The sequence below is a fragment of the Paenibacillus sp. P13VS genome (genome assembly GCF_015143645.1).
Taxonomy (GTDB): Bacteria; Bacillota; Bacilli; order Paenibacillales; family Paenibacillaceae; genus Paenibacillus; species Paenibacillus xylanilyticus_A.
In genome coordinates, this window is sequence record NZ_WYEV01000003.1 from 22,476 (window position 1) to 36,515 (window position 14,040).

The 14,040-nt window shown below is 47.8% G+C and carries 8 protein-coding genes; 7 read left to right on the forward strand and 1 reads right to left on the reverse strand.

Annotated elements, in window-relative coordinates; genetic code table 11:
- The first annotated feature begins 104 nt into the window (after positions 1-104).
- The 4 genes from GUA98_RS05215 (at position 105) to GUA98_RS05230 (ending at position 4,872) form a co-directional block, all read left to right on the forward strand.
- The gene (locus GUA98_RS05215) at positions 105-1,742 is read left to right on the forward strand and encodes an extracellular solute-binding protein (protein WP_193722272.1); all 1,638 of its coding nucleotides are present in this window, start codon (positions 105-107) and stop codon (positions 1,740-1,742) included.
- A 115-nt stretch (positions 1,743-1,857) separates the two neighbouring features.
- Complete coding sequence (locus GUA98_RS05220; RefSeq protein WP_193722273.1) at positions 1,858-2,805, forward strand: ABC transporter permease subunit; 948 nt, start codon at positions 1,858-1,860, stop codon at positions 2,803-2,805.
- Between the two features lie 10 nt (positions 2,806-2,815).
- Positions 2,816-3,703 (forward strand): carbohydrate ABC transporter permease, encoded by an 888-nt coding sequence (locus GUA98_RS05225; RefSeq protein WP_153978414.1) that lies wholly within the window; start codon positions 2,816-2,818, stop codon positions 3,701-3,703.
- A 32-nt stretch (positions 3,704-3,735) separates the two neighbouring features.
- Positions 3,736-4,872 carry a glycoside hydrolase family 76 protein gene (locus tag GUA98_RS05230; protein WP_193722274.1) on the forward strand — a complete coding sequence of 379 codons (1,137 nt, stop codon included), beginning with the start codon at positions 3,736-3,738 and terminating at the stop codon, positions 4,870-4,872.
- Positions 4,873-5,012: 140 nt separating this feature from the next.
- On the opposite strand, the gene GUA98_RS05235 is transcribed toward GUA98_RS05230, so the two are convergent.
- Positions 5,013-7,070 carry a GxGYxYP domain-containing protein gene (locus GUA98_RS05235; protein WP_193722275.1) on the reverse strand — a complete coding sequence of 686 codons (2,058 nt, stop codon included), beginning with the start codon at positions 7,068-7,070 and terminating at the stop codon, positions 5,013-5,015.
- A 312-nt stretch (positions 7,071-7,382) separates the two neighbouring features.
- On the opposite strand from GUA98_RS05235, the gene GUA98_RS05240 reads away from it, so the two are divergent.
- The 3 genes from GUA98_RS05240 (at position 7,383) to GUA98_RS05250 (ending at position 14,027) form a co-directional block, all read left to right on the forward strand.
- Positions 7,383-8,531 (forward strand): GntR family transcriptional regulator, encoded by a 1,149-nt coding sequence (locus GUA98_RS05240; RefSeq protein WP_193722276.1) that lies wholly within the window; start codon positions 7,383-7,385, stop codon positions 8,529-8,531.
- Between the two features lie 155 nt (positions 8,532-8,686).
- Entirely contained in the window at positions 8,687-10,891 is a 2,205-nt protein-coding gene (locus GUA98_RS05245; protein WP_193722277.1) for a hypothetical protein, read from the forward strand.
- Positions 10,892-10,931: 40 nt separating this feature from the next.
- Positions 10,932-14,027, forward strand: coding sequence for an alpha-mannosidase (locus GUA98_RS05250; RefSeq protein ID WP_193722278.1), 3,096 nt, complete (start codon positions 10,932-10,934; stop codon positions 14,025-14,027).
- The last annotated feature ends 13 nt before the right edge of the window (positions 14,028-14,040 follow it).

Consider the following 14,040-nt stretch of genomic DNA (forward strand, 5'->3'; position numbering starts at 1 on the left):
TCATGAAAAAAGTGATACATATCCGAAAAAAATTGCATATACGCCAAAAATGAAAACGCATACAATTTGGTTATTCAAGTAAATCACATAAAGGGGATGACAGGATGCACAAACGCAGCAAGATCGCTTCACTGCTGATGGCCTGTATGGTGCTGGTTGTATTCAGTGGCTGCAGCGGGGGGAACAGCGATAACGCACAGCCGCAGATATCCGAGCAGGACTACGAACCTTACGGCAAATATGAGACGCCAGTCGAGTTCACGATCGGCCGTAATACCAATCATGTGAATAACCTGCCTCCGGGTGACACCATTGAGAACAATTTGGCCACTCGGTATGTAGAAGATCGGGTGAATGTCAAAGCGAAGGTGGCTTGGGAAACAGATGACATGGATCAGAAGCTGTCCTTGTCCATGACTACGGGTGAATTGCCTGACGTTATGTTAGTTAGCCGGGAGATATTTAATCAGTTAGTAGATAATGATCTGATCGCCGATATGACAGAGGTCTATGAGAAGACAGCATCTGAAGGCGTGAAGAACATCTATGCTTCCTACGGCGATTTGCTGCTCGATCAGGTGAAAGTCGATGGCAAAATTATGGGGCTTCCGATGACAAACATCGGTAATCAGCACCAATTGCTGTGGATTCGGAAGGATTGGGTAGATAAGGTGGGTGCCAAGCTGCCGGAAACCGCCGAAGATGTGTGGAATCTCGCCAGAACATTTGTTGAAAAGGACGTATCTGGCACAGGCAAGACGGTGGGTATTGTGATGGATTCGAATGCGATGAATTTTAGCCCGATGTTCGCTACGCATGGCGCATTTCCAACGAATTGGATCGAGAAAGATGGTCAGGTGGTATACGGATCCGTTCAGCCTGAGATGAAGCAGGCACTCGCTGAGGTTAGCTCCATGTACAAAGAAGGCTTGATTGATAAACAATTTGCCGTCCGCTCGAGTGAAGAGAAGGAAGCACTGGTGATCAACGGGCAGGCAGGAATGGTCTTTAATCCATGGTGGATCGGCTATACCAATTACAAGGATTCCATCAAGCAAAATCCCGAAGCCGTATGGGTCGCGGTATCTGCACCGCTTGATCAGAACGGCAAGTTCAGAACGATTCGTCAGGATCCTGTAGGGGGAGGAATCGTTGTCGTGAACAAGAATTTTGCCCATCCTGAAGCCATAATGAAATCGGTCAATCTGACGACGGACTTCCTGTATTCCTTAACGGAAGATGCAATCAACTACAAGAAGGAACATCCCGATGAGATGTTGACGGATGCGAGCCGCTGGAATAACGATCCTACTCAGATTCCAATGCAGGTCGATTATGACGATGTGCTGAAGCGCTATTACGAAGATCTCATAAAAGCCGATGAGTCTGGAGATGCTTCTGCCGTTCAGGAAGATCGGGTTGTCTCGTTCAAGGCTTATCAGGAATTCAAAGAGAAAGGCAATGACGTTGACGTCAACACCTATGGCGAATATCTATCTCGAATTGAAGGACAGCGAGAAGCGAATAATCCCAATCTGGAAGTGACTCCTGCAGGCTTTTACGGGACGACAGAGACGATGAAGCTGAAATGGGCGAACCTGCAAAAGCTGGAAGAGGAGACGATCCTCAAGATCATTATGGGGCAAGCGCCTATTGATGAATTTGATACGTTTGTCGATACATGGAAGCGCACAGGCGGAGATGAGATTACGGAGGAAGTCAACGAGATGGCTCAAAGGTAATACAGACTGTGTGAAACAGGAACGCAGCATAGCGGAAGCCTGATACCAGACTTCCGCACCTTCCTTTAGCCATATGAACTGTCTATAGATAGAGCAAGATGGAGGTGAGAAGGCAATGGCGCAAGCAGAAACGACAATACCACCTGTAAGGGAAAAGCGCTCAGTTCAGAAGAAACGTAAGCGATTTGACGAAATGACTTATCATTTTATGCTGCTGCCCGGCATGGTGATGCTGTTTATTTTCTCGATTGTGCCCATGTTTGGCGTAATCATGGCGTTCCAGAAGTTCATTCCTGCCAAAGGCATATTCGGTTCCAAATGGGCGGGGCTTAGCAACTTCACCTATATGTTTCAACTGCCTGACGCGAAGCAGATTTTTATCAACACGCTGGTCATTGCGGTCGGGAAAATTGTGCTGGGATTAATTGTCCCTATTGTATTCGCCCTTCTGCTTAATGAGGTTCGTCTGAAAGTGTTCAAGAGTTCGATTCAAACGATTGTGTACTTACCGCATTTTATGTCATGGGTTGTCTTGGGCACGATGCTGACCATGATATTTTCTTTTGACGGCATGATTAACAATTTCCTTGAGCTTCTCGGTTTGGAACGCATTATGTTTCTGGCAAGCAACGATTGGTTCAGACCGCTGCTGATTGTAACGGATACCTGGAAGGAGTTCGGTTATGGAACCATAGTCTATCTGGCGGCACTAACGGCAATTAACCCTGCCTTGTATGAATCCGCTGCCATGGATGGTGCGAATCGTTGGAAGCAGACGCTCCACATTACGCTGCCAGGCATGTTCCCAACCATTATCCTGCTGGGTACATTGAGTCTTGGAAACGTACTCAATGCCGGATTCGATCAGGTGTTTAACCTGTATAATCCGCTCGTATATGAAACGGGTGATATTATTGATACCTTTGTGTACCGTATGGGTCTGATCAATATGCAGTATTCGTTCGCAACAGCCATTGGTTTGATGAAATCGGTCATCAGCTTTGTTCTGATTGTCATTTCGTATAAACTGGCTTCCAAGTATGCGGGGTACAGAATTTTCTAGGAGGGCTAGCATGATTCAATCCAAAACACTCGGTTCCAGGCTATCCCGACTATTGATTATGTTCACGTTGATCCTGATTACTTTCATGTCCCTGGCCCCGATTGTAAATACGATTATGGTTTCCATCAGCAGCAGTACGGCAGTTAATGCAGGCCGGGTTTACTTTCTTCCGGTGGAGCTGAACTTCTCATCCTACGCACAGATTTTGAAAGATACGAAGTTCTGGAATGCGTTTCTGATTTCGGTTGAACGAGTGGTGCTTGGCGGTGCGATCAATATGATTTTGACCATTCTGATGGCCTATCCCTTGTCACGCAGTATTTCACAGTTCAGATCCCGGAACACTTACATGTGGATTATCGTGTTTACAATGTTATTCAGCGGAGGGATTGTTCCTTGGTACATGGTAATTAGCAAGCTAGGGCTGATTAACAGCATCTGGGCGCTGGTTTTACCAGGTGCGGTACCCGTATTCAATGTGATTCTTCTCATGAACTTCTTCAAAGGCATACCCAAGGAACTTGAGGAAGCTGCCTTTATTGACGGAGCGGGTCCGATCAAAATTCTGCTTAACATCTTCATCCCGATTTCCATGCCGAGTCTCGCGACCATTATGTTATTTGTCATCGTTGGACATTGGAATAACTTCTTTGACGGAATCATTCTCATAAACGACAGCTCCAAAATACCACTACAGACTTACCTGCAGCGGCTTAGTCTCACGCGAGACCAAATGCAGAATCTCTCTGTTGAACAGCTGCAGCAGTACAATAAAATTTCGAACACGACTTTGAATTCTGCCAAAATTCTGGTCTCCATGATTCCCATACTTTTAATCTATCCTTTTCTACAGCGTTATTTGATTCACGGTATCGTCCTCGGGGCAGTGAAGGAATAATCTGATGACTTTAAGAAAGGAAGGGTATTCGAATGCGAAAGAAGAAAATCGTAAGTCTTACTGTGGTCCTTAGTATTATTTTAGTCACTACGATGGGTGCAAGTGGTGGAGGCAAAAAGCACTATGCCAGTCAAGCGCAGTGGGCGCAAGAGAAACTGGATGAATATTACTGGAACGATGAAGCACAAATGATGAATAACGCTTATCCTTCGACACCGGAAGGTGAAGAGCCTCTGAATTATTGGTGGAAGGCTCATGCGGTTGATGCACTGGTAGACGGATACGAACGAACAGGAGACAAGGCGTATACGGAACGGGCGGAAGAACTGGTGCGGAGTATTATTGAACGCAATGGTTCGCTTCATAATGAATTTTATGATGATATGGAATGGCTCGCTCTTGCTGCTCTCCGTCTATACGATGCCACAGGCAGTGAAGAAATGAAAGATTACGTGCTGGAGCTCTGGGCGGATATCAAGACAGCCTGGTGGGAGGATGATTTGGGAGGCATGGCTTGGAAGAAGGACCAGCGATACAACCGTAATGCGTGTTCAAGTGGTCCGGCTTCGATTCTGGCAGCCAGGCTGTATGAGCGTTTTGGCGATCCTCAGGATCTGGAATGGGCTCAAAAAATATACGAATGGGAAAAACACTATCTCGTTAATCCGCAAACAGGACTCGTCGCAGACGGCTTGGTGCTGCGTGAAGACGGTACTCTTGATGTGAATGAAGCTTGGATCTTCACCTATAACCAGGGCACATTCATAGGTGCTGGAGTGGAGCTTTACCGGATTACGGGAGATCAGGTGTATTTGCAGGATGCAGAGAAGACAGCAGCAGGCTCCCTGAAGTCCTTGACGAATGAGAAAACGGGGATTTTCCTAGAGGATGGGGATGGAGATGGTGCCTTGTTCAAAGGCATATTGATCCGTTACATGGTGGAGCTGTATGATGCCGGGCATAACAAAGCTCTGAAGAAAGCGATCTTCCGGAATGCAGATGCGTTATGGAAGGGCAGCCGGAACAATGGATTATTCGGTCAGGCGTGGGGTCAACCCGCCCAGAATCCGCTCCATCTTACGGCTCAGCTAAGCGGCGTTTTTCTGCTGGAGGCAGCTGCGAAGCTGGAGGAAGGTACACGTTCCAAGCCAGGAAAACTTCAAAAATAGCAGCAGTTAAAATAAGCGATTGGATTAGACCTTTTGACCATGAGCAGTCCGGGTGGTCGTAAAACGGAAAAGAAGCATCGTAGCCCTATTAAGGGTTACGATGCTTTTAAACGTTGGGGTACTAAGCCACAGGATGGAGACTATTTGATCGCAGGCAATTGCTTACTTTCTCGAATGAGGGAGAAATAGTCATCCGCTCGAACCACTTCAAATTCTTCTCCCAGCTCTTCGGTGATTGCAAGTGCATCCGATGGAGTCATGCTCCAGGCAAGCAATCCAAGAGAAACGAACAACGGCGACTTTCCATCCCAGTTCGCTTTTGCTTCATTGAGCACCTGTAACCCATCCTGTGCCGTACTTATCCCGCGAATCGTAGATACGGGCAGACTCTTGCCAACGATTTCAACCCCATACTTATCTTCATAACTAATGAATAGACCTGGCGAATGATAGTCCTTCTCGTAAGCGTTTGCCTTAAATGGGGTGAGTGGGATATTTTCGCTGTCTTCCCGGTTTAAAACATACGAGATCGTCATGCCAGTCTTTTTGAGGTATTTTTCGGTTTGTTGCAAAAATTGCCGGAAGCTCGAATCAGGCCATGCACCTGGATAGAAATATCCCGCACCGGATGGTCCGGCAATCAGCAGATCATTGGCAGTCGCCGTATTTACATAATGATTCAATATCGCTGGTGCGCCCTCATAGAGAAGCGGGCTTGACGTCCAGTTGAGTGGAACCTTGCCTCGCGCCGGATCATCCCACATTACTCGCATGCGATGCTGGTTGTACTGAAAATTATCGCCTTCGGTGAAGGTATAAGTTACATAAATTTTGTTCTCCAACTGGGGACGTGGAGCTTTTTTGACTGGCTTGAACTTCGGCTCGGTTCCCGAGAACACAGTCAGATTACTGAACCAGTCGGCAGCGAGTACGTAAACGCCGTAACGGGAGGCAATCTCAACGGAGCTGAATTCACCTTCCACATCATTGCTGAACCAGCCCAGGTAGGGAGTTCCCGATTTTACATCAGACATGATTTTTTCAAATAGAGCTTTTTGCTCAGGTACATTGGAGTCAAGCCAAAACACCATCGCTTTGTTGGCGACCGCATAGTCCCGTAAATAACCATAGGGTTCACGCTGTTCTGCAGAGAGAGGACGGATATTCCCAGCGGATACCTTATACTGGTTCCACATGTCCACTTCAGCCGTGAGTTCATTCGTTCCGGCAGGAGGACTGAATTCATACACAAAATAATTGCCATTATCGGCGAATCGGTGGCCACCTTGACCCTCAGCAACCTTGGAATTCTGTCTGTCATACAGAAATGCTTCTTCTTCAGGGGTTCCCGCAACAAAGTTTGCAATGACTTTGCCATCTGCCTTAACTGTAACTTCATGCACGGCGGGTCCCCAGCCATCCTGAGTAATGGCGTCATCAAACCGAAGGTATACCTCGGAATTGCCAAGTAGGGAAGAGAGGTCAAGGGAGTATGTGTCTCGGTTGCTGGCATCACGTACGGGCTGCTCTTCCTCAGCAATGGTCACAAAGGACTCCGGGAGGCCGGATGGGATTCGAATCGCTGTATCCGGAGCGAGTCCGACTAACATCTGGTGGGTCGTTTTCTTCCACAGATTCTCATATTGCCAGGTATAAGCATCAAGCCGGCTGCTGAACTTCCCCTGCAGATCATCAAGGATTTTCAGTTTATATGGGGCTTTGGATAATTGGGCAGCAAGCTCTGGACTGGCAACAACTGCATCTTTCAGACCAGCCAGCGTGGTGGCCACATTAATTGAATCAGGCAACTTCGGGTCATACACAATCATGCCTTTGATATCGTTGCGGTATGCCGAGAATACTTCCCAGTAGTCCTGATGAAGCGTATAGGGCACATTGAGATCATTGAGCCAGGTCATTTTACCTTCTTCCTGGGATTCGATCAGATAAATCCGTGGTTGTTTCCTGTTAACGATCCCCTGCAGCGTTGCAAAGAGCAATTTGATATCACCTGGCGCATCATAGATATCAGCAGCATCCAGATGTTTCGGCTTCTTGAAACGGGGTAGTTCCCGGTTTGCTTTGGAATCCACAGGCTTTGTGGTTTGAACCGCGGTTTCCGAAGCAGACGCCGCTCCAGCAGTTAAGGAAAAAGCACATAGAAAGGCTAAACAGACCATCTTGAATCTACGAGCCATGGCGATCTCACTCCTTGTTTGTAGTCAGAAATAAGAGCATGTGCATCCCTCAGTTATCTCATCCTCCTTTTGCGGCCGAAAGCCAGACACACACTTCATTTCAAGATATATTAAATATATTCATATATGTTATTGCAAGGGTTTCGACAAAACTTCCTATTTTTTTTAAGGGGAAGCGACATTCCAATCCTGATTTTTACCTGGAAGAGTTGTAGTATACTGCGGTTAAGTTCAGCTTGTTTATTGCGCTTGCTTATGAAAGGATATATTATATATCTCAAATATTACGAATGAATTGGTGATGTGATCCGAATGAGTACAAACGAACGAATTCCGTTGTATCAGCAAATCCAGGACTATGTCAGACATATTATTACTACAGAAAAGATGAAACCCGGCGATCGCATACCGACAGAAAAGGAACTGATGGATCAGTTCCAGGTCAGCAAAATCACCGTGGCCAATGCCTTGACCGGATTAGCGAATGAAAAGTTGATCGACAGGGTGCCTGGCAAGGGGAGTTTTGTGGCGGAAGAAAACGATATCGCAGCTGCGCCGCGAGCAACGACGATTGCATCGAAGGGAAGAGAAGGTTCACTAGCCACCGGGATGGTCGGTGTAGTTATGCCTTCAATCCATGATTACTTTGCCATCAGACTTGTTGAGGGAATTGAACAGGCCCTTGGCGAAAAAGGTTATCGCAGCATGGTCATGTTTACACAAGGCAGGCTGGATAAAGAAAAGGATGCCATCAAGGAACTGAAGGCACTTGGCGCTGAAGGGCTGTTAATTTTTCCTGTCGATGAGGAAAACTATAACGAGGAGATCCTTGGCATGAAGCTTTCCGGTTTTCCTTTTGTACTAATTGACCGCTATTTGCCTGGTGTCGAGACAAACTATATTGCGGCGGATGGACGACGCGGTACAAAACTGGCCGTAGAGCATCTATGGGAGCTTGGGCACCGCGATATCGCCATCTGTTCGGATTCGCCACTGCAAACTGTCACGGTTCAGGAGCGGATCGAAGGTTATATTGAGGCATTGAAAGGCAAAGGTTCGTTAATTAATCCGGCCCATATGATTACAGATTTCCAACCTTTAAGTGTGCTAAAAGATGCGGAATCCCACCCCTTGTACAGGTATATTGTGAACCGCATGGTCACGGCATACATTTCGCTCAACGGAAGGCTTGGAGTGCAGATTTATCAAATGGCGAAGCAAGCAGGGCTTCGGGTACCTGAAGATGTATCCATCGTAAGCTTCGACGATCCCACATCCATTGTGGAGGAATTCAGCATTTTCACCCATGTGAATCAGTTTGAACGAGATATGGGATACCAGGCTGCGGTTAAATTACTTGAAGTGCTGCATGGGCATGAAGAAACGAAAGGTTATAGTAAAATACTGATTGAACCTGAACTTATGATACGCCAGACCACTGGCAAAGCTCCTCAAACCTGATATGGATGCACATGAGAACCTTCTCCGTCAATGACGGGAAGGTTTTTTATTTTATAAAAAACATATTGAATATATTCAATCCATATATTATAGTCTAGAAAATGATGGATAATCATACAACACAGTCCAAACCAATCTCACAAGGGGGTTAGAATGTGTCCCGAGACCGAAAGGAAGAGCGCACCGGATTTCAGGAATCAGCTCCGTATCATCCCGACTATGATTTGCAGACTGACTTTGTAATGGTTTATGGCATCGACGAATCCATGCCGGAACGTATCAAGCAGTGGAAAGACAAAGGATATATTGTGCATCTCATGACCGGGGTTGCCTGGGGAGAATACAACGATTACCTTGATGGCGAGGTAGATGGTATACCCCACTGGGATGAGGCTCAGACGGATCGTCACCAGCAGATGATTCTTCATGGGAATAAACCGGTTATTCCGTACATGGTACCGACCATTTCGTTCGGGCGTTATCTCGCCGAGCGCATTCGAATTGCTGTAGATGCTGGTGTTGAGGCTATCCATCTGGAAGAGCCTGAATTCTGGGTGAATGGTGGGTATTCCGAAGCTTTTAAGAGGGAATGGCAATTGTATTACAAGGAATCCTGGATTCCGCCGCATGCATCGCCGGATGCCCAATATCGAGCGTCCAAATTAAAAGCCTATTTATATACCCGGGCCCTTGATCGGTTATGTGCCGAGATGAAGGATTATGCACTGCAGCGATATGGCCGTGTCCTCCGCTTCTACGTTCCAACACACAGTCTCATCAATTACACGCAGTGGCGAATCGTCAGTCCGCAATCCCAACTTGTTGAGCTGGCTTCCATTGATGGATACATAGCACAGATCTGGACAGGGACATCGCGTACAGCCAATGTGTATGAAGGGGTTCGCAAGGAACGTACATTTGAAACCGCTTACCTTGAATATGGCGTGATGCAGGAACTGGTACGCGGAACCGACAGACGCATGTGGTTTCTGCATGATCCGATCGAGGATAATCCGAATTACACCTGGGCGGATTATAAACAGAACTATCTAAAGACGGTTGTCGCCTCGCTTCTGCATCCCGGGGTTGCCCATTACGAAGTCGCGCCATGGCCGCGAAGGATCTTTCAAGGGACTTCCCCTACGGAAGAAGGTTCCGGCAAGGAGAGAATCCCCGCAGACTATGCAACAACACTGCTTCAGGTCATGCATACGCTGGGTAACCTGGACCAGAATGTGACCGAAACGGATAAGAATCCGCTGCAGGTTGGTGTTCTTATTGCCGATTCAGCGATGTTTCAGCGAATGAAGCCGGACCCAGAGGCGCCTAATCCAGGAAAGTATGATGGAACAGATCCTGAAGGGTTTCAAGAAGAGGGAGATACCGAACTGCTTGATTTCTCTCCTTTTTATGGTCTTGCGCTTCCACTGCTAAAACACGGCGTGCCGGTTCGTCCCCTTTTACTAGATAATGTGCGGCGGTATCCGGGTTATCTTGCGCCCTACGATGTGCTTGTCCTGAGCTATGAGTTTATCAAGCCGCAGTATCCGGATGTTCATTATGTGCTGGCACAGTGGGTGCAGGATGGCGGGGCGCTGATTTACGTTGGCGATGACAGTGACCCCTATCATGATATTCGCGCGTGGTGGAATCTGGATCAGGAAGAGGGAAGGTCTGGAACCAAGTATCATTCCCCGCGTGAGCATTTGTTCGAGCAGATTGGTCTGAAGGAGAAAGTGGGCGGCGTCCACCGGATAGGCAAGGGAGGGATGGTCTGGCTGAACGAACACCCTGCCGAATTTACACGATCCAGGGCAGGAGCTGATCGCCTTCGTCAATCGGTTCAAGATATCATTGCCGAGCTTAACCCACCAGCGATCCAGTGGCAACCGAGACCGTATTTTAAAATCAGGCGGGGCCCTTACATTATCGCATCTGCTTTGAATGAGTCGGTAAGCGAAGAATTCCTGGTCATACCCGGCCCGGTGGTGGATTTGTTCGATTCGAAGCTCTCTGTACTAAGCCAGGTGGTTCTGAAACCTGGAGAACAGGCGCTGCTCTATGATGTTGAGGCAGGACGTCCAACGAATGGAGAGGTTTCCTTTATCGCGGCTTCCTCCCGAATCGAATCACTGTCCGAATCGGGTGCAGGTTTTCAATTTTCGGCGAAAGGACCTGCCCGTCTGCAAGCAACCGCACGGCTGTATTGCAAGGTGAAGCCTGTATCTGTCCATTACATTGTTCAAGGTCAAGCGGTATCCGCAGCTTGGGAATGGGACCCGGATTCACTGACCGTGCTTGTTCAATATGAGCATGGGATTGAAAACCATGCAGAGGTACATGTGAGATGGTCTTCCTGATTTCTTAGCCCTATCACCGTAACAGAGAGGAGCAACGAACATGCCATACGAACCGATCAGACCGGAACGATTAAGGCAGATGTTAAACAAACTTCGAGAAGAAATTTATAAGCCGATTACCGAGTTGGAAGTAAAGGCGTGGGTTACGCCAGAGCCCGTATCCTATGAATCACGGATGTCGGGAACGGAAGTTACGCTCCATCCAGGAGAACGCTGGGGAGAGCTATGGGACTGTGCCTGGTTCCGTTTCACAGGCAAAACCCCATCCCATAAACTCAGCAGTCATGAGAGCATCGTTCTTTTGTTGGACGTCAGTGGCGAACTATGTCTTGTCGACCATGAAGGAACGCCAGTACAGGGGTTGACGACTATTAACTCCGAATTTGACTTCTCCTTGGGCTTGCCTGGCAAGCGAGTCGTTCAGCTCTGTGAGGCAAGTATCAGCGGAGATGAAATCGAAGTATGGGCAGAAGCAGGCAATAACGATTTGTTTGGCAAGTATCAGGGCGGTTCTCTGAGAGAGGCTGTTATCGCAGTCTGCCGGGAAGACATTCGCAGTTTGTACTACGACACCGAGGTTCTATTGGAGACGGCAGAACATCTCCCACAAGGAACAGCCCGCAAGGAAAGGATCTACCAGACACTCTATGAAGTGTCCTTGCAGCTGACCGAATTCTCGGAAGAGCGTATCCGACTGGCGAAGAGACAAACGCATGAACAGCTCAGTCTTCAAGGGGGAGATCCGGTCTTAACCCTAAGTGCTGTAGGTCATGCACATATTGATTTGGCCTGGTTATGGCCGATTCGTGAAACAATCCGTAAAGGGGCTAGAACGTTCTCGACCGCGCTTCGCATGATGGAACGTTATCCGGACTATGTGTTTGGAGCGAGTCAGCCCCAGCTGTACGACTGGATGAAGCAGCATTATCCCAAGTTATATGAGCAGATCAAGGAACGAGTGCGGGAAGGAAGATGGGAGCCGCAGGGAGCCATGTGGGTGGAATCGGATACGAATGTGCCGGGCGGAGAATCCCTTGTACGGCAGATTCTGTATGGTAAACGTTATTTTCAACAAGAGTTCGGGTTGGAGATGAAATCCCTTTGGATGCCTGACGTATTTGGTTATTCGGCAAGCTTGCCTCAATTATTGAAGAAATCCGGAGTCGATTATATGATGACCCAGAAACTCTCCTGGAGTGAGTACAATCGGCATCCCCATCATTCATTTATGTGGGAAGGAATTGATGGATCAACGGTATTAACACATATGCCTCCGGAGGATACGTACAACAGCCCCGCAGCACCCCGTTCTATTGTCAAAGCTGAGCAGGAATATCTGGACAAAAATGTTTCCGGACACGCGCTGATGCTCTTCGGAATAGGGGATGGGGGAGGAGGACCGGGTGAAGAGCATCTGGAACGGCTCGAACGGACCAAGAACCTGCTCGGCTTGTCTCCCGTTATACAGGAGCCTTCATGGACATTTTTTGAAAAGCTCAATGAAGAACGAGAGAAATTCCAGACGTGGCGCGGGGAGCTGTATCTGGAAAAGCATCAGGGTACCTTGACGAGTCAGGCGCGAAGCAAGCGGTATAACCGGAAAATGGAGAAAGCGCTGCGTGAATTGGAATTTGCATCCGTTCTGGCGGCAGCCCAGTTAGGTTACTCGTATCCCTCTGATCTGTTTGAAACCATCTGGAAGGAAGTCTTGTTGTACCAATTTCACGATATCCTTCCAGGGTCGTCCATCAAGCGGGTATACGATGAATCACTAATCAGGTATGAAGACCTGTTCAACCAAACAGAGAACATGATTGCAGATACTTACAGCCGTTTGGCAGATCAGATGGCTCTAGGGGAGAAGTTGCCATCCGCAGCTGCAGTGGTGTTTAATTCATTACCTTGGGAGCGACAGGAATGGCTTGATATTGAAGGCCGGTGGATGAAGGTTCAGGTTCCATCCATGGGGTACACGGTTGTACCTGATTATTCGAACCAGAGCAGTATAGATGAGTCCGGAGCCTGTATGGAACAGGAATCAGGGATACTGGATTCAGAGTTACATGTAAATGTGGAAGAACGCTTCATCGAAAGCGACTCCTTCTTCGTGAAATTTGATCTGAATGGTACCATTCTCTCGATCCTGGATAAAGCAGAAGCACGAGAAGTCATTCCACAAGGACAACAGGGAAATAAACTCCGTGTGTATCATGATGAAGGAGATGCATGGGATTTCAGCCATGATTATGCAGAGTTGGCCGGTGTGCCGCTAACATTGCATGAAATTCGTGAACTTCGTGAAGGGCCCAGGATAGGACTGATCTTCCAATACAACTATGGCGAATCCAAGTTGACTCAGAGCGTTATTCTTACTCAGGGCAGCCGGAGAATCGATTTTGCAACCAAGGTGGATTGGCGAGAAAACGCCAAGATGCTGCGTACGTCCTTCCCGGTGAATGTTCGCACAGATCTGGTGCATTGTGAGATCCAGTTTGGCAGTCTGTCCAGACCGACCCACCGGAATACCATGTGGGATTTTGCGAAGGATGAGATCTGCGCACATCAGTGGATCGATATATCTGAGCCCGATTACGGTGTGGCTTTACTCAATGATTGCAAGTACGGTCACAGAGCCTTTGATAACGTGCTTGACCTGAACCTGCTGCGCAGCAGCTCGTATCCGGATCCGGAAGCAGATCGTGCTGAACACGAATTCACTTACTCGTTATATCCGCATCAAGGGAATCACGTTCAAGCCGAGATCTATCGAAGAGGCAATGAACTGAACATCCCTTTGCGTGTTGTGGCGTTACCCTCGGTAGGGGATAAACAGGATGGAAATCTGCCTTTCTCAAAATCATTTCTGCAACCGGACCATACACACGTCATGGTGGAGTCCATCAAAAAGGCTGAAGATGGTGACGAGGTCATCGTTCGGCTGTATGAAACGTCTGGAACACATGCTCATACGGTTATTCACCTTGGATTCGATATCGCTGAGGCCTGGGAAGCTGATCTGATGGAGAACATCATATCGCCAATTCCGATGACAGATCCATCCCAAATTTCGCTATCGTTTACTCCATTTGAGATCATTACTCTGCGTTTGAAGTTGTTACAGGTACAACAAAGGTAGAGGATGTCCTTCA

Excerpts from the sequence above, each read along its gene's own strand:
- GUA98_RS05240 (WP_193722276.1), top strand. The coding sequence starts at position 7,383 with ATGAGTACAAACGAACGAATTCCGTTGTATCAGCAAATCCAGGACTAT.
- GUA98_RS05250 (WP_193722278.1), top strand. The coding sequence starts at position 10,932 with ATGCCATACGAACCGATCAGACCGGAACGATTAAGGCAGATGTTAAAC.
- GUA98_RS05220 (WP_193722273.1), top strand. The coding sequence starts at position 1,858 with ATGGCGCAAGCAGAAACGACAATACCACCTGTAAGGGAAAAGCGCTCA.
- GUA98_RS05230 (WP_193722274.1), top strand. The coding sequence starts at position 3,736 with ATGCGAAAGAAGAAAATCGTAAGTCTTACTGTGGTCCTTAGTATTATT.
- GUA98_RS05225 (WP_153978414.1), top strand. The coding sequence starts at position 2,816 with ATGATTCAATCCAAAACACTCGGTTCCAGGCTATCCCGACTATTGATT.
- GUA98_RS05215 (WP_193722272.1), top strand. The coding sequence starts at position 105 with ATGCACAAACGCAGCAAGATCGCTTCACTGCTGATGGCCTGTATGGTG.
- GUA98_RS05235 (WP_193722275.1), bottom strand. The coding sequence starts at position 7,070 with ATGGCTCGTAGATTCAAGATGGTCTGTTTAGCCTTTCTATGTGCTTTT.